Origin of the sequence: Mesorhizobium sp. UC74_2, assembly GCF_042701485.1 — a bacterium.
GTDB lineage: Bacteria > Pseudomonadota > Alphaproteobacteria > Rhizobiales > Rhizobiaceae > Mesorhizobium.
The window spans coordinates 3766572-3783120 of sequence record NZ_CP170562.1; the positions used below are offsets into that span (position 1 = coordinate 3766572).

The following is a 16549-nucleotide window of genomic DNA, read 5'->3' on the forward strand; positions in this document are numbered from 1 at the left end:
TTTCTTAGAGCGTTTCCGTTTTTCACGGAAACGCGGTAACGCTCTAAGTTTTTGTTTTCGTCGCATTTTTGTAACGCCAAGTGATTCCACTTGGCTACAAAATGCTCTAAGCGCCAGGAAGCCGCTGCCGTTGTGACGCACAGGGCTCCTGAAAGATTGGACAGCGCTCGTCCGGCTGGCGAAATCCGCCGCCGGACGTGGCGCCAGGAGGTGCGGATGCTGGAAATCAAATCGGCACGCAAGGTATTCTTCAAAGGACAGGCCGATGAGAAGATCGCGCTCGACGGTCTGAACCTGTCGCTCAAGACGGGCGATTTCGGCGTGGTCATCGGCTCCAACGGTGCTGGCAAGAGCAGCATGCTCAATGCCATTTCCGGCGCGTTGATCCTCGATACCGGCAAAGTGCAGATCAACGAGACCGACGTGACCGGGATGCCGGTCTACAAGCGCGCCGCCAAGCTTGCCCGCGTTTTCCAGGATCCGATGAAAGGCACCGCCGCCTCGATGACGGTGGCCGAGAACATGCTGCTTGCCGACCTGCGCAGTCAGAAGCGCCGGCTGCGCCAGGGCCTCAATCCCACGCGGCTTGCCGCCTACAAGGAACGGCTGGCTCTGCTCGGCCTTGGCCTCGAGAACCGGCTGGATACCCGCGTCGAGCTGCTTTCTGGCGGCCAGCGGCAATCGCTTTCTCTGATCATGGCAGTGGGCGGTGAGCCGGAACTGCTGCTGCTCGACGAACACACCGCGGCGCTCGATCCGCGCACGGCCGACATTGTCATGAAAGCGACGGTCAAAGCCGTCGAGGCGCTGAAGCTCACCACGCTGATGGTGACGCACAACATGCAGCATGCCGTCGACTACGGAAACCGCATCATCATGCTCGACGCCGGCAAGGTACGCCTTGAAATCGGCGGCGAGGAAAAGAAACAGACCTCCGTTGCGGACCTGATCGGCCATTTCGCCGTCAAGAGCGACCGCATGCTGCTCGCGAGCTGACCGCCATGGCCATGATCCAGGACATTTTCTCGAGCTTTGTCGCGCTCGTTCCCGTCACTTTGGCGCAGAGCCTCATCCTCTCCTTCGTCGTGCTCGGCATCATGATCCCGTTCCGGATGCTCTCCTTTCCGGATCTGACCAGCGAGGGCGCCTTCCCGCTCGGCGGCTGTGTCGCCGGCGTGCTGCTGGCTGCCGGCCAGTCGCCGTTGACGGCGATCGCCGCCGCGCTCATCGCCGGCTTCGCTGCCGGCTGCTGCACCGCCTACATCCATCTGCGCTTCCGCATCCATACGCTGCTGGCCGGCATCCTGATGATGACGATGCTCTATTCGATCAACCTGCGCATCATGGGCCGTTCCAACCTGTCGGTGTTCGGCATGGAATCGCTGTTCAACTGGTCGCCTTTCGGCCAGCCCGGCTTCCCGAGCACCAAGATCATCATTGCCGGCGCCATCGGCCTGCTCGTGTTCGTGCTGCTCTATCTCTACTTCAAGACCGAGCGCGGCACCGGTGTGCGCGCGGTCGGCTCCAATCCCGACATGGCCGAAGCACAAGGCATCAATGTCTGGACGGCGACCATCGGCGGTGTCGGCCTTGCGAGCGCCTTCTCCGCACTGAGCGGCTCGCTGATGGTGCAGTCTCAGGGTTTCGCCGACGTCAATATGGGCCTCGGTATCCTGATCAATGGCCTCGCCGCGCTGATGATCGGTGAAGCGATCACCGGCAAGCAGACGGTGGCGCGCCAGTTGGCGGCGCCTTTCGTCGGCGCCGTCGTTTATTACCAGCTCGTCTCGCTGTGCCTGGCCGCCGGCATGCCGCCGCCCGACCTGAAGCTGGCCACCGGCCTGTTCGTGCTGCTGATGCTGGCGCTGCCCAGCCTGAAGCGCGGCCGGGCACCCGGCGCAGCCCGCGAGGTGATGCGGGAGTGACAGAAAAAGGGCCGCGCAGCCAAAACCGCGCGGCCCTTTTCATTCGGGAAGAGATGTCTGTATCAGACTGCCATTCGGCTAGCGCTCAGGCACTGTCCGCAAGCGCGCCGCGGATCGAGCCCTTCAGCTTGCCAAGTTCCTTCATCAGAACTTCGCGGTCGCGCGCCGAAAGCCCCTGGAACAGCACGCCGATCCAGTCGCCATGGCGATCGGCCATCTTGCGGAATTCCTTTCGCCCGAAGGCGGTGAGCGCCACGATCTGCACGCGGCGGTCTGTCGGCGACGTGGTGCGGCTGATATGGCCGCTCTCGACCAGGCGCTCCACCAGCGCGGTGAGGTTGCCTGCCGACACCATCATGCGGCGCGAAACCTCGCCCAGCACCATGCCGTCTTCAGCCCGCTCGAGCTGGGCCAGCAGATCGAAACGCGGCAAGGTGAAGTCGAACTCCTCGCGCAACTGGCGGCGGATTTCTGCTTCAATAAGTGTCGTGCAGGTGAGCAGGCGCAGCCACAGCCGCGTCTCGTCACCGTGATCGGCTGGCGCTTCGACCGCCTTGGTCTCGCTGTCGAGCCAGCCTTCGATATCTGTTTCAGTCATCGATGAACCCACCCCTGCCGCATCTCGCGGGCGCCCCATCAAACACACCGCCCCCCCGGCACGGCTCGCGGATGGCCTCGACTCCATCCGTGATGGTCAAAGCATAAAGTAACTGCCGGGTCCGTCAATCGGAACGGACACCACGCTCAAATCAACCAGCCAACTTACCTGAATCATCCGCGAAGGAACGCACCGTCCTGATGGCTCCGTCGAGGGCGACGCCCTCGGCATCGGCAAGGGCTGCCTCGCGCAGGCGCCTCACCCAGTCCGCCGCATCGCCGCGGCCGCGCAGCATCGGCAGGCAGGCCAGCACCTTGTCGAACTTGGAATGGCCGCGCGCATGGGTGTCGGAATAACCCTTGATCAGGCGCCGGCATTTCAGCACCTCGACGCCAAGCGCGTAATCCCGGCTGCATTCTGCCTCCGCAAGCTGCAGCCATTCGCGCATATGCGCCGCCTCGACCTTGTGGCGCAGCAGGCCACGGCGCCAGCGGCGCAGGCCGCCGATCGTCCACAGCATGCCGAAGCCGAAGATGGTGTCGGTGCGGATGCGCCGGCCACGGTCGATGAAGCGGTTGAACGTCTTCATCATCTTCGGCCGTGCCTCCAGCGCAGCGCCGAGACCGGCCGGCATCAGGCCGACCATTTCTTCCATGCGCGGGTGGAAATATTCGGTGGTCGCAAGTGTCTGGCTTTTGCCGAGGCGCACTTCGTCGCGCACGCGCTGCGAACGGCCCGGCCGGGTCTTCAGGTCGGCGACCCGGATGATGTCGTCATAGACCATGGCGTTGGCGACGTATTTCGCGGCCTCGCGCGAAAACGCATAGCCTTCTGCCTCCTTGTCCGCTGCGACCAGACGTTCGAGTTCCGACAGATAGTCCGCGCCATAGGCGAGATCGAGGAAGTCGACCACCTTGCGCAGACCAGGCTCGGCCATCTCACGCACCGGCTGCGGCAAGGCAGCGGCGCGAGCAGACAGCGCTTCCCATCCGCGCTGCAGCGACTTCGGCAGAACCGTGCCTTCGGCCGGTTTTGTCTTTGTTTCGGAAACGGCAGCAGGCGCCTCGCCACCGGCGGCCTGATCATAAGCCAGCGCGAAAGCGGCCAGGCTGGCCTCGGTTCCCTTGCCGCCAGCCTTGATGGTGGCTTCGAACTGCTCGCGAGAGAAAGGCAACTCACCCGAGCCGGCCAGCGCCCCGAACAGGCTTGCGGAGACCACGCTGCCAGCCTTCTTCGCCATCGCCTCCATGTCGAAGTGGATCAGCCGTCTGGCCGCCTCACCGGCGCGGCGCGACACCGTGTCGGAATCGGCACGGCCATCGCCCGGCACGATCTTTTCCGAGACTGCCAGCATACGGTGGCTGGAGGCGATGAGCGCGGTGCGATCGGGCGTCACGAAACCGCGCAGCACGGCGCGGCCGGCCTCGGCAAGCTCGGCGGCGATCAGGATATCGACGTCACCTGGCGACGGGCTGAGCGAGAGCACCGGACGGTCATTCGGCCGTTCCGGATCGCGCGGCAGCATCTCGACATAATAGATGGTGGCGCCGGTACGCTGGGCGACACCGGCCACGGACGTCGACTGGACGTGCCAGCCGGCGCGCTGAGCAACATCGGTCACCCAGCCGCTCAGCACGCCGCCGCCCTGCCCGCCCACGGCCAGGATACAGATCTTGATGATGCGACCGGTGGTATCCGGTCCTTCAGGCAACCCGAACTTCATGCCGTAACGTCTCCAAACACCGGCCGGCCACGCTCGCGCCAGCCCTGCAGCGCAGCGATGACGCGCTGGCGCAGGCGGAACCAGAAACGATCCCAGCCGGTCGGATTGGAGATCACATCGGCCTGATAGAAGGACGGGCACAGCACGGCGGCATCGGCGACCTCGCCGCAATTGCCGCAGCCGACGCAATTCTCGTCGATCGCCGCGACCGGGTCGTCGCGCAGCGGATCGTCGAGATGCTTGACCGTCAGCGACGGACAGCCCGAGAGGCGCATGCAGGCGTGATCGCCGGTGCAGACATCCTCGTCGACCCCGAACTTGGTCTTCACCATGCGCTTGCCTTCGGCAATCGCCTTTTTCTTCAGCGGCGCTTCGCGGCGCTGGCGGTTGAGCATGCATTCGGACGAGGCGACGATGACCTTCGGTCCCTTCTCCTCCGTAGTCAGCGCCTCCTTCAGCGCATCGCGCATCGTGCCGACATCATAGGTGCGCTCGATATGGCGCACCCATTTCACGCCCATGCCCTTGATGGCATCGGTGATCGGATGCTTGGTCGACTTGGTGCGGTTGGAAGCGCGCGACGACAGGATGTCCTGTCCGCCGGTCGCCGCCGAATAGTAGTTGTCCACGACCACGATGACGCCGTCGTTCTTGTTGAAGACGGCGTTGCCGATCGAGGACGTCAGGCCGTTGTGCCAGAAACCGCCATCGCCGACAAAGGAGATGGACCGGCGCTTGGCTTCCGGCGAATTGAAGGCGGAAGCCGAGGCAGGCCCAAGGCCGTACCCCATCGTCGTGGCGCCCAGTTCGAAGGGTGGCATGATCGAGAACAGATGGCAGCCGATGTCGGATGCGATGTGGTGCTTGCCCAGTTCCTGCTCGGCCAGTTTGGTGGCCGCGAAGATCGGCCGCTCCGGGCAGCCGATGCAGAAGCCCGGCGGGCGCATCGGCACGGTCTTGGCGAGATCGTCGAAGATCGGCGGCGCCGGCACGTTGGGCGCGCGGATTTCCGGCGCCAGCAGGTCGCTGCCGTGCTTGCGCATGAAGGCGCCGATGCCGGACAGCATGACGTCGCCGGAATATTCACCCGCCATCGGCAACACGCCCTTGCCTTCCAGCTTCACTGAAGCGCCGGCCTTGTAGAGCATCGATCCCAGCGCCTGCTCGATGTAGTCGGGCTGGCCTTCCTCGACGATCAGCACCGCATCCTTGTCGGCGCAGAAGGCGACGAGATCGTCTTCCACCAGCGGATAGGTGACGTTGAGCACGTGCAGCGGCACTTCGGTTTCGCCATAGACATCGGCAAGGCCGAGCCGCTGCAGCGCGCGGATGACGCCGTTGTACATGCCGCCCTGCATGACGATGCCGACCTTGCCGGAGCCGCCGAAGGTCTCGTTGAGCTGGTGGCGCTTGATGTAGTCGATCGCCGCCGGCAGACGCTTGGAGATCTTTTCCTTCTCGTGCAGGAACGAGGCTGGCGGCAGCACGATGCGTTGGGTGTCGCGGCGCGGATTTTCCAGCGCGTCGGCAACGGTCATGGCCGGCCGGACATTGTCCTTGGCTATGAAGGAACCGTGCACGTGGCAACAGCGGATGCGCACCTGCAGCATGACCGGCGTGTTGGAGGCTTCCGACAGTTCGAAGCCGTGTTCGACCGCAGCCACGATCGACGGCAGGTTCGGGCGGGGGTCGAGCAGCCAGACCTGGCTCTTCATGGCAAAGGCGTGGCTGCGCTCCTGCATGATGGAGGAGCCTTCGCCATAGTCCTCGCCGACGATGATCAGCGCGCCGCCGGTCACACCGCCCGACGCTAGATTGGCCAGAGCATCAGAGGCGACGTTGGTGCCGACCGTCGATTTGAAGGTGGCCGCGCCACGGATCGGGTAGTGCACGGATGCAGCCAGCATGGCGGTGGCGGTGGCTTCCGAAGCGCTCGCCTCGAAATGCACGCCGAGCTCCGCCAGGATTTCCTGGGAATCCGCCAGCACGTCCATCAGATGGCTGATCGGCGCGCCCTGGTAACCGCCGACATAACCGACACCGCATTGCAGCAGTGCCTTGGTGATGGCCAGAATCCCCTCGCCGGTGAACTCATCACCGGCTCCGAGCTTCAGCTTCTTCACTTCCTTGGCGAATGACCGTTCAGCCATGGCGCGTCTTCCTTATTTCGATGGGTCCGTGTTCGACCACAACACCGTGCCGCCGGTCTTTTCGTAGGCCATGCCCTTCGGGAACGAGATGGCCTCGAGCTGCAGGCCCCACGGCGTGAAGAAGTAGAGAATGGACTGGCCGGCGACGGGACCTTCGTTGATCGGCATCGGCCCCTTGAGCGTGCGGATACCCTTGGCGGTCAGGTATTTCGCCGCCGCATCGATGTCGTCGACATAGAAAGCGATGTGGTGGCCGCCATTGTCGGAATTGCGCGGCCGCACATCCTTCTTGTCGGGCGCGCTGTAGTCGAACAGTTCGATGTTCGAACCGGACTGACAGCGCAGCAGGGTGATCTCGTTGATCACCGCACGTGGATCAACATCGACGAGGTCCTTCATGAAGTCGCCCTTGTCGTCGCGGAACGGGCCAAAGCTCGTCGCCTTCTGGCACCCCATGACGTCGACGAAGAAGGCCTCGGCCGCCTTGATATCCGGCACGGTGAGGCCAATGTGGTTGATGCCGCGAACCCCGGGCATCGGCTCGGCCATGGCATGTGCCGGCCAGAGCATGGCGGCGAAGGCGCTAACGATCAGGAAATTCTTGCTCATCTCGGTCCTCGGATCGACACTTGGCTGGAATTCTATGCCTTCAGATCATTCGGTTGTTGCGTAGGAGCTGGAGCGTTCCATGGAGGAAGGGAAATGCTCCAGGTTGGTCAGAACTCGTGCTTGCGCACGTTGAGCAGCATCTTCTGCAAGGTCGCCACGAAAGCGGTGCGCTCGGCCACGTCGATGCCGGCAAACATGTGCTCGTAGCTGTGGCGCATGGTCGGCCACAGCGTCTCGAACGCGGCGCGGCCGGCTTCGGTGATGGAGATACGCGTCGCCCTGCTGTCTTCCGGATCGGCGGTGCGGCGCACCAGCCCATCGGCCTCCAGCGCGTCGAGCGCGCGGCTGAGCGTCGACTGCTCGGTGATGGCGTAGACGGCCAGCCGGCTGATGGCGAGATTGTCGATCACCGACAGCACGGCCAGCGCGCGCATCTTCGGCGTGGTCAGGCCGAGCTTGGCGAGGTCTTCGCGCAGCGAGGCGTTGTAGCGCCCCATGATGCGGTTCATCAGATAAGGTGCGAACTGCTGCAGCCCGATTTCGCCGAGCCGCGGGCCTTCGGTCTCGTCGCCTATGATCGTGCGTTCGTTCACCGGAACTCCTTGGTCACGAGGAAGCCCGACCCGCCGCCGAGGCCCGGACCCGGATGGGTCGAGGCGCCGATGTGATAGAGGGATTTGACCGCGCTGCGGTGGTTGACCGATCCTGCGAACGGCCGCCAGACGAAAAACTGGTCGATGGTGCAGGCGCCGCCATAGGGATCGCCGCCGACCAGATTGATGTTCATCGCTTCGAGATCGGCCGGAGAATAGGCCCGCCGCGCCAGCACGGTCTCGCGGAAGCCTTCGATGTGGTTAGCGAGTATCTCCTCGAGGCGATCGGCGAACGCCTCGCGCGTTGCCTCGTCCCATGCGCCCTGCGTGGCGATCTCACCGGCAGCGTCGCCCTTGATGAAGCGCGGCGCATCCGGCACCTGGATCCAAAGGATCGCCTTGCCTTCGGGGCAGCGCGACGGATCGAGCGAGGCCGGCTGCCCGACACACATGGTCGGCGTAACCGGCAGCATGCCGCGGGTTGCTTCGTTGTGCGACTTGGAGACGGCATCGATGCCGTCGGTGAGATGGATCAGCGCGACCTTCTCCAGACCCTCGCCGCGCCAGCGCGGCGCGCAGTCGAGCGCGTAGTGAAGCTGGAAATTGCCGCGGCCGTGGCGGTAGGCGCGTGTCGCGTCCTTGGCTGGCGATGGTGCATCCGGACCGAGCAGGCGCCCATAGAGCTGGTCTGGCGCAACGGAGGCGATGACGGAATTCGAAGCCCCGATCTCTTCTCCGCCAGTAAGCCTGACACCGGTCGCCTTTCCATCGCGGACCAGGATGCGCTCGACATCGGCGCCTGTGCGGATCGTACCGCCCTGTTCCACGATCAATGCACGGAAGGCATCGACAGCCTTGCCGGCACCGCCCTTGACGATCGGCGCACCCGCCGCTTCCAGCGCGAAGGCGATGACCTTACCCATCTGAGCGGAATAGGTGTCTTCCGGCGAAAGCCCGCAATGCAGTGCCCAGGGCGCGTGCAGGGCCTGGATCTGTGGCGACTTGTAGCCTGTTTCCAGCCAGCCGCGCGCCGGCGCCAGGGCACCGTCGAAATAGTCGACAAGACCGCGCAAACCGCGCCGCCACGCCTCGCGTGCCAGCAATTTCGCCGTGGCAAAGCTCCACAATTGACCACCGAGCAGACCGAACAGCAATTCGGCACTGGCTTCGATCGAGCCGACATCGGCGGCATGGCGGTCGCCATCGCCCGAGGACAGGCCATTGAAGGCCTTCACATTGGCGGCGCGATCGGTGGTCAGCACCACGCTCGACCCATCGGGACGCAAAGCCGCCGTCGGATACGGCGTGTGGCAGAATTCGAGCCCGTGACGGGCGAGATCCTGACCGAGCGCGCCATGCGCGGGCCCGGTCAGGAAGAGGACGAAAGTGGCCGCCATCACATCATGCGTGAAACCCGGAAGCGTCGCCTCTGCGCTGAAGATGCAGCCACCGAGCCGCTGCTCGCGCTCCAGGAGCAGCACCCGCGCGCCCGACTTGGACAGCATCGCTGCCGCCACGAGCCCGTTGATGCCGCTGCCGATGATGATGTGATCGTAGGCCATGATGATCAGCCCTAGCCGCGAGGGACCAGCGCCATGGCGCGTACCGGGCTGCCGGTACCCTTGACGATCTTCAGCGGTGCGGCGATCAGGATTGCGCCCTTGGCCGGCAGCTTGTCGAGATTGCACAGGCTGGCCAGACCGTACCGATTTGCCTTGTGCATCAGGTTGTGCGCCGGGAATGGTGGGGTCATGCCACCGGCCGCACCCGCGTCGGTGCCGATGCACTGGGTGCCCCAGCCGATCGCGCCGCGCTCGATGATGTATTCGATGCAGTCGACCGTCGGCCCCGGCGAATGCGGGCCATTGGCATCGGCATTGAGGAAGGAAGCCTCGGAGCTGTTACGCTTGTCCCAGTCGGTGCGCATCACCACCCACTCGCCCTTGCCGATGGCGCCATGCCTGGCTTCCCAGGCCTTCACGCCCTCGGCGGTGAGCAGATAATCATTGTCGGCGGCGGACTCGACCGAGCAGTCGATGACGTTGACCGGCGCGACATAGTTGCGAACCGGAATCGTGTCCGTGTAGCCGTCGGAATATTCCTTGCCGGTGATCCAGTGGTGCGGCGCGTCGAAATGCGTGCCGGAATGCTCGCCGATCTTCAGCCAGTTCCAGGCCCAGAACGGACCGTTCTTGTCGTATTCCGAGATGGTGTGGATCTCGATCTTCGGCGTATCCACCGCGAATTCCGGCGGCAGCTTCAGAAGCGGCGTGTCCGGACCCAGCGGCGCGGAGAGGTCGACGACGTCAACCTTTCCACTCACCAGAAGCTCGGCCAGGCTGGCGAGCGCGCTTGCAGCGGTCATGTTCAATCCTCCTGATTGCGTGTTCTTCATTGTTGTGACCGGCCACCCGGCAATCGCGGCGGCTTCGGTTTTTCCCGAAGATCAGGCTAGACGAGTTTAGATGCGTATGCAAATATCATTTTAAGGGTGAACTAATTCCATGACCAAATACGACGCCATTTTCATTGGCGCGGGACACAACGCACTTGCCTGTGCGGCGCATCTCGCCAAACGCGGTTGGAAAGTCGGTCTGTTCGAGGCGGCAGACCGCCCGGGCGGCGCCGTGAAGACGCTTGAGCTGACCGAACCCGGTTTCCGCCACGACCTCGCCGCGATGAACCTCAGCCTGTTCGCAGGCTCAGCATTCAATAGGGTTTACGGCGCTGAACTGGCACAACACGGACTGGAATTCGCACCCGTTCAGGATTGTTTCGCCTCGGTGTTTCCGGATGGCCGCTGGGTCGGCGTGTCCACTGATCTGGCGACGACGACGGCTCGCATCCGCGCCATTTCGGAACGCGACGGGGAGACCTGGGAAGCGCTCGTCAAGGCCTTTCCCGTACGAGCGGAACGGATCTTTTCTATTCTCGGCAGCTCGATGAAAAAGCGTGCACTTGCACGCATCTTGTTTTCACTGCTGCGTAAGGAAGGCTTTTCCGGCACGCTCGATCTCGGCCGTTTCCTGCTCTCGTCGCCACGCGCCTGGCTGGACGAGACCTTCGAAAGCAACGAGGTGAAAGCGCTGCTCGGCGCCTGGGGCATGCATCTGGATTTCGCGCCCGATATCGCTGGCGGGGCGGTCTTCCCTTATCTCGAAGGCATGGCCAACCAGAGCTTCGGCATGGTGCTGGGCAAAGGTGGCGCCGACACCATGATCAAGGCGCTGACAGCGATGGTCGAAGGCCATGGCGGTACCATCGAGTGCAACGCCAAGGTCGAGCGCGTCGTCACCGCGGGTGGCCGGGCGACCGGCGTGGTGCTGGCGGACGGCCGCCGCATCGAAGCCAGCCGTGCCGTCATCGCGACGGTTTCGCCGAAAGCCGTGGCCGGGCTGCTGCCGGAAGGCTCCGGCAGCACCGGCTTCGACAGGAAGATGCGCGATTTCCGCCATGCGCCGGGAACCATGATGATCCATCTGGCGGTGGATTCATTGCCGAACTGGGCCGACCCTGCCCTGCGGCGCTTTGCCTATGTGCATGTCGCACCGTCGCTGGATGTCATGGCGCGGGCCTATCAGGAAGCACAGGCCGGACTGCTGCCGGCCGAACCGGTGATCGTGGTCGGCCAGCCGACCGCGGTCGATCCCACTCGAGCACCCGATGGCAAGCATATCCTGTGGCTGCAGACACGCGTCGTGCCGGCCGAGATCAAGGGCGACGCGGCCGGCGTGATCAAGGATCGTGGCTGGGCAACGGTGCGCGAAGCCTACGCCGACCGGGCGATCGCCATCATCGAGCGCTACGCGCCAGGCCTGTCGGCCAAGATCATCAAGCGCACGGTGGTGAGCCCGCTCGACCTCGAAAGCGGCAATGCCAATCTGGTCGGCGGCGACCAGATCTGCGGCAGCCATCATCTTTCGCAGAACTTCCTGTTCCGGCCGGCAACGGGCTTCGCCGACTGGAGCACGCCGGTGCGCAATTTCCATCTGGCGGGCGCAGCGACATGGCCTGGCGCGGGCGTCGGCGCCGGTTCGGGTTTCATGCTCGCGCAGCAGCTCGCGGGCGGCTGATACGAAACTGCAATGAACAAAAGCCCGCGGGGAGCGGGTTCCAGAGGTGGGAGGACCTAGATGAAGCGCAAGGCGATCAACCCCGACAGCATGTACAAGTCGCTGCCGTTCGGCTTTTCCCATGCCGTCGAGCAGAACAGCGGACGCACCCTGCATATGGCCGGCCAGGTGGCCTGGAACAGTGCCGGCGAACTCGTCGGACCGGGCGATCTGGCACTGCAGGCACGCCAGGCACTGGCCAATCTCAAGACGGTCCTGGCGGAAGTCGGCGGCGCGCCGGGCGATGTGGTGCGGCTGAGGACCTATGTGGTCAACCACACCCCAGACAAGCTCGGCCCGATCGAGGCCGAGGTGAAGGCCTTCTTCGGTGACGCCACGCCGGCGGCCAACACGCTGATCGGCGTCCAGACGCTCGCCATGCCGGAATTTCTCATCGAGATCGAGGCAACCGCGGCCCTCTGACCGGACCGCAGATCGCCTCAACGACAACAACAAACCATAATGGGGAACACGACCATGAACGGACATCCAAACAGACGAACCCTGCTCAAACTCGCCGGCGCCGCCGCCGGCGTCGCGGTTGCCAGCCTGGCGCTGCCGAGCAAGGTCTTTGCCCAGGGCAAGGACGAACTCACCATCGCCTACAACGTCAACCTGCCTTCATGGGACCCGACTGTCGGCCCGTCGGCGGTGAACCCGACCATCCAGGGTTTCTACCAGTCCGTCTTCGACATGTTCATCCACCAGAATCCGGATCTCTCCTTCGCACCGGGGTTGATCACCGAATGGGGCTGGAACGACGATCGTTCCAAGATCTTCCTCGTCGTGCGCGAGGGCGTCAAATGGCATGACGGCAGCCCCTTCACCGCCGAGGACGTCGCCTGGTCGCTGGCGCGCGCCGGCAAGGCCGAGACCGGCAACCCGATTCAGTTCGTCTGGTCGAAGGTCGGCAACTTCAAAGTCACCGGCAACCGCGTCGAAGCGGACGTCATCGAGTTTGAGCCGACCATCTTCAAATGGATGTCATTCCTGACCGGCTACGTGCTGCCGAAGGCTTATTATGAAAAAGTCGGCGCCGAAGGCTTCGAGGCCAAGCCGATCGGCACCGGCCCCTATATGGTCGATCGCTACGAGCGCAACGCCTTCGTGCGCCTGAAGGCCAATCCCGACTACTGGGGCGGCAAGCCGGACTTCGAGACCGTCACCATCAAGTTCGTCACCGATGCCGCCAGCCGCGTCGCCGAAGTCGAATCCGGCAACTCCGACGTGACGCTGGAAATCCCGTATGAAGAATACGACCGGCTGATCGGCGGCAAGCTCAAGGGCAGTTGCGAAACCATCTCCGACATCGCGATGATCTTCATCAACGACGTCGACCCGATGCTGGACAAGAACGTCCGCCTCGGCGCCATCAAGGCCATCGACAAGCAGTTGCTGATCGACCGCCTGCTGCGCGGCTATGGCGTGCCGCTGTCGACGCTGGAGACACCGGAATACGCAGCCTACGACGCCTCGATCAAGGTCGAGCCGAATGTCGAGGAAGCCAAGAAGCTGCTCGCCGCTTCCGGCTATTCGCCGGACAAGCCGGTGAAGTTCAAGATCCAGACCACGCGCGGCTTCAAGCCGAAGGACTACGAGATGATCCAGGCGATCGTCGGCATGTGGCGCAAGGTCGGGATTGAGGCGGAGATCGAGGTCTACGAGATCGCGCAACACTACGAACTGCGCGCCGCCGACAAGCTGGCACCCGCCGCCTTCTACAACTGGGGCAACGCCGTCGGCGATCCGACCACCTCGACCGGCTTCGCCATGTTCGGCCCGAGCCCGCACTCGGTGTGGGACGGCAAGGATCTCATCGACCGCATCATCCCGCTGTGGGGTGAAAAGGATGAAGCCAAGCGCATCCAGGGCTGGAAGGACGTCGACCGCTACATCGCAGATGAAGGCCTGGTGATCCCGCTGCTGCAATATGCGCAGCCGATCGTGCACCGCGAAGGCCTCAAGGTGACGCCCCACAAATCGGGTGCGCTGCTGCCGCACCTGATCAAGCGCGCATAAGCTATAGTCCCCGGCCCGGTTCACGCCGGGCCGGAGATCATCACCTCATGCTGCTTCTTCGCCAGACCGTCTCCCGGCTCATCACCACGCTGATCACCCTGTTCGGCGTGGCGGTGATCGTTTTTGTCGTCATCCGGGTGGTGCCCGGAAACCCCATCGCCATGATGCTGCCGCCCGGCGCGTCCGATGCCGATATCGAGCGGCTGAAGACGCTCTACGGGCTCGACAAATCCATCTTCGAGCAGTTCGTCATCTGGTTCGGCAATGTGCTGCATGGCGATTTCGGCACCTCGATCTCGACACGCCAGCCGGTGCTGTCGCTGGTGCTCGATCGCCTGCCGGCGACGCTGGAGCTGTCGATCATGGCCCTGGCGATGGCGGTGGTCATCGGAGGCACGCTCGCCATCCTCGGCACGCGTTTCCGGGGCCGCAAGACGGAGGCCGGCATCGACGTCGCCAACGGCATCGGCCTGTCGGTTCCGGATTTCCTGTGGGGGCTGGCGCTGATCCTGCTGTTCGGCGTGCTCTGGCCCGTGTTCCAGATCTCGGGCCGCGTGTCGCCGCGGCTGGAACTGCCTTTCACCAGCCAGTTCTACCTGTTCGAGAGCCTGCTGCGGCTGCGCTTCGACATCACCGCGGACCTGCTTTCACACATGTTCATGCCGGCGCTGGCACTGGCGCTGCCGCTGGCGGCCATCATTTCGCAACTGCTCAAGCAGTCGCTGAAGGAGACAGTGAACCTCGACTATTCCGTGCTCGCCCGCACCAAGGGCTATTCGGAAACCAGGGTGATCCTGTCGGAAGCCCTGCCCAATTCGATCCTGCCGACGCTGACCCTGGTCGGCGTGCAGTTCACCTTCCTGATCGGCGGCACAGTCATCATCGAGCGGCTTTTCTCCTATGAAGGGCTCGGCAACATGGCGATCGACGCCGTCATCAACCGCGACCTGCCGCTGATCCAGGGCATCGTCATCCTGTTCGCCATCCTGTTCACCTTCGTCAATCTGGCCGTCGACATGACCTATGCTTTCCTCAATCCGAAGCTGCGCCATGCTTGACGGTCGCGGTTCGATACGCCGGCGAGCCAGTGCGAGGCTCTGGCTGTCGGCCCTGTGGCTGACACTGTTCCTGCTGGCGGCGTTGCTGGCGCCGTGGATCAGCCCGCATGATCCGCTGGCGCAGGACCTGATGCTCGGCCGTTTGCCGCCGGCCTGGGTCGCAGGCGCTGAGCCCGGCTACTGGCTGGGCACCGACAGTCTCGGCCGCGATGTGCTGTCGCGCATCATCCATGGCGCGCGCATCGCGCTGGTCGTCGCTCTGATCGCTGGCACGGCCACCTGCCTGCTCGGTTCGGCGCTCGGCCTTGTCGCAGGTTTCTACCGCGGCTGGGCCGACCGCCTGATCAGCCGGCTGGTCGACATCTGGATGGCCTTTCCGCCGGTGCTATTCGCGATCCTGCTGATCGCCGTGCTTGGCACCGGCCTCACCTCGGTCATCCTTGCCATCGTCATCATCGACTGGACACGCTTCTGCCGCGTCGTGCGCGCCGAAACGCTCAACCAGTCGAAGATGGATTATGTGCACAGCGCCAAGGTGGCCGGCTTCACCCGGCTGCGCACGCTGATCACCGAAATCCTGCCCAATGTGCTGCCAACCATCATCGCGTTGCTGACGCTCGAAATGGGCATTGCAATCATCGTCGAGGCAATCCTGTCCTTCGTGAACCTGTCGATCTCGACCGACCAGCCGACCTGGGGCGGCATGATCGCGGAAGGTCGAACCAGCATCCATCAGGCCTGGTGGGTGCTCGTGTTCCCGCTGATCGCGCTCTTCTTCACCGTGCTGTCCTTCGCGCAATTCGGCGATGGCCTGCGCGACCGTTTCGATCCGGTGCTGCGATGAACGGCTTCCTGGAGATACGCGGGCTGTCGGCACGGCTTGCCGGCACGGGCCAGCGCCTGCTGCGTTCGGTCGACATCAGCCTGCCTGCTGGTTCGGTACGCGGACTGGTTGGCGAAAGTGGCGCCGGCAAGAGCATGATCGGCAAGGCCGTGCTCGGCGTGCTGCCCAAGGCCGTGGAGATCATCGAAGGCGAGATCCTGCTCGATGGCCAGGACCTGCAAAGGGTGTCGCCGGCCGAGCGGCGTCGGTTGATCGGCGCCAAGGCGGCACTGATCCCGCAGGATCCGTTGACGGCGCTCAACCCGTCACGGCGCATCGGACCGCAGATAACCGATCGCCTCGTCGACATCCTTGGCTGGACCAAGGCAAGCGCCGCCGCGCGCGCGCTTGAGGTGCTGGCGGAAGTCAGTATCCCGGAGCCCGAACGCATCATGCGGCTCTATCCGCATGAACTCTCCGGCGGCATGCGTCAGCGCATCCTGATCGCGTCGGCCTTCGCCGCCGAACCCAAGCTGATCGTCGCCGACGAGCCGACGACGGCACTGGACGTCACCGTGCAGAAGCAGATCCTGAAACTGATCTCCGAATTGCAGGCGCGCCACGGTACCGCCCTGCTCTTCGTCACCCATGACCTCGGCGTCGTGTCGAAGGTCTGCGACACGCTTTCAGTGCTCTATGCGGGCAAGGTGGTGGAAGACACCAGCGTGGAACATTTCTTCGCGGCCCCGCAGCACGCCTACAGCTCCGCCCTCCTGGCCGCGACGCCACGCCATACCGATCCATCCTCGTCGCTGAAGCCGGTGCCGCGCGAAGTGATCGATGCCGTAGCCGCCGAAGTGGCTGCCAGCGACACCGCCTGGCGTCAGAACGGAGGCGCCCGTGGCTGATAACGGGGCCGACAACATCTTCGAGGTTTCC

15 protein-coding genes are annotated in these 16549 nt (G+C 64.0%); 8 read left to right on the plus strand and 7 right to left on the minus strand.

Annotated features, from left to right (window positions below; translation table 11 throughout):
• The first annotated feature begins 216 nt into the window (after positions 1-216).
• Together ACFJIU_RS18340 and ACFJIU_RS18345 are read left to right on the plus strand one after the other, a co-directional pair.
• A complete protein-coding gene (locus ACFJIU_RS18340; protein ID WP_379062260.1) occupies positions 217-996 on the plus strand; it encodes an ABC transporter ATP-binding protein in 780 nt (259 codons plus the stop codon).
• 5 nt (positions 997-1001) lie between these two features.
• Entirely contained in the window at positions 1002-1925 is a 924-nt protein-coding gene (locus ACFJIU_RS18345) for an ABC transporter permease (protein WP_379062262.1), read from the plus strand.
• 85 nt (positions 1926-2010) lie between these two features.
• On the opposite strand, the gene ACFJIU_RS18350 is transcribed toward ACFJIU_RS18345, so the two are convergent.
• From ACFJIU_RS18350 to ACFJIU_RS18380, 7 genes are all read right to left on the minus strand, one after another.
• Positions 2011-2523: a MarR family winged helix-turn-helix transcriptional regulator gene (locus ACFJIU_RS18350; protein WP_379062264.1), complete on the minus strand. Its 513-nt coding sequence runs from the start codon at positions 2521-2523 to the stop codon at positions 2011-2013.
• Between the two features lie 151 nt (positions 2524-2674).
• Complete coding sequence (locus ACFJIU_RS18355; RefSeq protein ID WP_379062266.1) at positions 2675-4246, minus strand: indolepyruvate oxidoreductase subunit beta family protein; 1572 nt, start codon at positions 4244-4246, stop codon at positions 2675-2677.
• A complete protein-coding gene (locus ACFJIU_RS18360; protein WP_379062268.1) occupies positions 4243-6396 on the minus strand; it encodes a thiamine pyrophosphate-dependent enzyme in 2154 nt (717 codons plus the stop codon). Before ACFJIU_RS18360 ends, ACFJIU_RS18355 begins: the two co-directional genes overlap by 4 nt.
• A gap of 12 nt (positions 6397-6408) precedes the next feature.
• The gene (locus tag ACFJIU_RS18365; protein ID WP_379073151.1) at positions 6409-6966 is read right to left on the minus strand and encodes a VOC family protein; all 558 of its coding nucleotides are present in this window, start codon (positions 6964-6966) and stop codon (positions 6409-6411) included.
• 146 nt (positions 6967-7112) lie between these two features.
• Positions 7113-7598, minus strand: coding sequence for a MarR family winged helix-turn-helix transcriptional regulator (locus ACFJIU_RS18370; protein WP_379062270.1), 486 nt, complete (start codon positions 7596-7598; stop codon positions 7113-7115).
• The gene (locus ACFJIU_RS18375) at positions 7595-9163 is read right to left on the minus strand and encodes a phytoene desaturase family protein (protein WP_379073152.1); all 1569 of its coding nucleotides are present in this window, start codon (positions 9161-9163) and stop codon (positions 7595-7597) included. The genes ACFJIU_RS18370 and ACFJIU_RS18375 overlap by 4 nt, the downstream gene beginning before the upstream one ends.
• Before the next feature lie 8 nt (positions 9164-9171).
• The gene (locus tag ACFJIU_RS18380) at positions 9172-9963 is read right to left on the minus strand and encodes a cyclase family protein (RefSeq protein ID WP_379062272.1); all 792 of its coding nucleotides are present in this window, start codon (positions 9961-9963) and stop codon (positions 9172-9174) included.
• A gap of 139 nt (positions 9964-10102) precedes the next feature.
• On the opposite strand from ACFJIU_RS18380, the gene ACFJIU_RS18385 reads away from it, so the two are divergent.
• Genes ACFJIU_RS18385 through ACFJIU_RS18410 form a run of 6 tightly spaced genes read left to right on the plus strand, consistent with a single transcriptional unit; the run spans position 10103 to position 16518 of the window.
• On the plus strand, positions 10103-11671 hold the full coding sequence (locus ACFJIU_RS18385; protein WP_379062274.1) for a phytoene desaturase family protein: 1569 nt from the start codon (positions 10103-10105) through the stop codon (positions 11669-11671).
• Between the two features lie 60 nt (positions 11672-11731).
• Positions 11732-12133 (plus strand): RidA family protein, encoded by a 402-nt coding sequence (locus tag ACFJIU_RS18390; RefSeq protein ID WP_379062276.1) that lies wholly within the window; start codon positions 11732-11734, stop codon positions 12131-12133.
• Between the two features lie 54 nt (positions 12134-12187).
• Entirely contained in the window at positions 12188-13729 is a 1542-nt protein-coding gene (locus ACFJIU_RS18395) for an ABC transporter substrate-binding protein (RefSeq protein WP_379062278.1), read from the plus strand.
• Positions 13730-13776: 47 nt separating this feature from the next.
• Complete coding sequence (locus ACFJIU_RS18400) at positions 13777-14787, plus strand: ABC transporter permease (protein WP_379062280.1); 1011 nt, start codon at positions 13777-13779, stop codon at positions 14785-14787.
• A complete protein-coding gene (locus ACFJIU_RS18405; protein WP_379062282.1) occupies positions 14780-15631 on the plus strand; it encodes an ABC transporter permease in 852 nt (283 codons plus the stop codon). The genes ACFJIU_RS18400 and ACFJIU_RS18405 overlap by 8 nt, the downstream gene beginning before the upstream one ends.
• Positions 15628-16518 carry an ABC transporter ATP-binding protein gene (locus tag ACFJIU_RS18410; protein WP_379062284.1) on the plus strand — a complete coding sequence of 297 codons (891 nt, stop codon included), beginning with the start codon at positions 15628-15630 and terminating at the stop codon, positions 16516-16518. Before ACFJIU_RS18405 ends, ACFJIU_RS18410 begins: the two co-directional genes overlap by 4 nt.
• Positions 16519-16549: the final 31 nt, after the last annotated feature.

Bases quoted from the DNA above. Each gene is read 5' to 3' on its own strand.
- ACFJIU_RS18380 (WP_379062272.1), bottom strand. From the start codon at position 9,963: ATGACCGCTGCAAGCGCGCTCGCCAGCCTGGCCGAGCTTCTGGTGAGT.
- ACFJIU_RS18405 (WP_379062282.1), top strand. From the start codon at position 14,780: ATGCTTGACGGTCGCGGTTCGATACGCCGGCGAGCCAGTGCGAGGCTC.
- ACFJIU_RS18340 (WP_379062260.1), top strand. From the start codon at position 217: ATGCTGGAAATCAAATCGGCACGCAAGGTATTCTTCAAAGGACAGGCC.
- ACFJIU_RS18385 (WP_379062274.1), top strand. From the start codon at position 10,103: ATGACCAAATACGACGCCATTTTCATTGGCGCGGGACACAACGCACTT.
- ACFJIU_RS18365 (WP_379073151.1), bottom strand. From the start codon at position 6,966: ATGCTCTGGCCGGCACATGCCATGGCCGAGCCGATGCCCGGGGTTCGC.
- ACFJIU_RS18345 (WP_379062262.1), top strand. From the start codon at position 1,002: ATGGCCATGATCCAGGACATTTTCTCGAGCTTTGTCGCGCTCGTTCCC.
- ACFJIU_RS18390 (WP_379062276.1), top strand. From the start codon at position 11,732: ATGAAGCGCAAGGCGATCAACCCCGACAGCATGTACAAGTCGCTGCCG.
- ACFJIU_RS18410 (WP_379062284.1), top strand. From the start codon at position 15,628: ATGAACGGCTTCCTGGAGATACGCGGGCTGTCGGCACGGCTTGCCGGC.
- ACFJIU_RS18400 (WP_379062280.1), top strand. From the start codon at position 13,777: ATGCTGCTTCTTCGCCAGACCGTCTCCCGGCTCATCACCACGCTGATC.
- ACFJIU_RS18360 (WP_379062268.1), bottom strand. From the start codon at position 6,396: ATGGCTGAACGGTCATTCGCCAAGGAAGTGAAGAAGCTGAAGCTCGGA.
- ACFJIU_RS18350 (WP_379062264.1), bottom strand. From the start codon at position 2,523: ATGACTGAAACAGATATCGAAGGCTGGCTCGACAGCGAGACCAAGGCG.
- ACFJIU_RS18355 (WP_379062266.1), bottom strand. From the start codon at position 4,246: ATGAAGTTCGGGTTGCCTGAAGGACCGGATACCACCGGTCGCATCATC.
- ACFJIU_RS18395 (WP_379062278.1), top strand. From the start codon at position 12,188: ATGAACGGACATCCAAACAGACGAACCCTGCTCAAACTCGCCGGCGCC.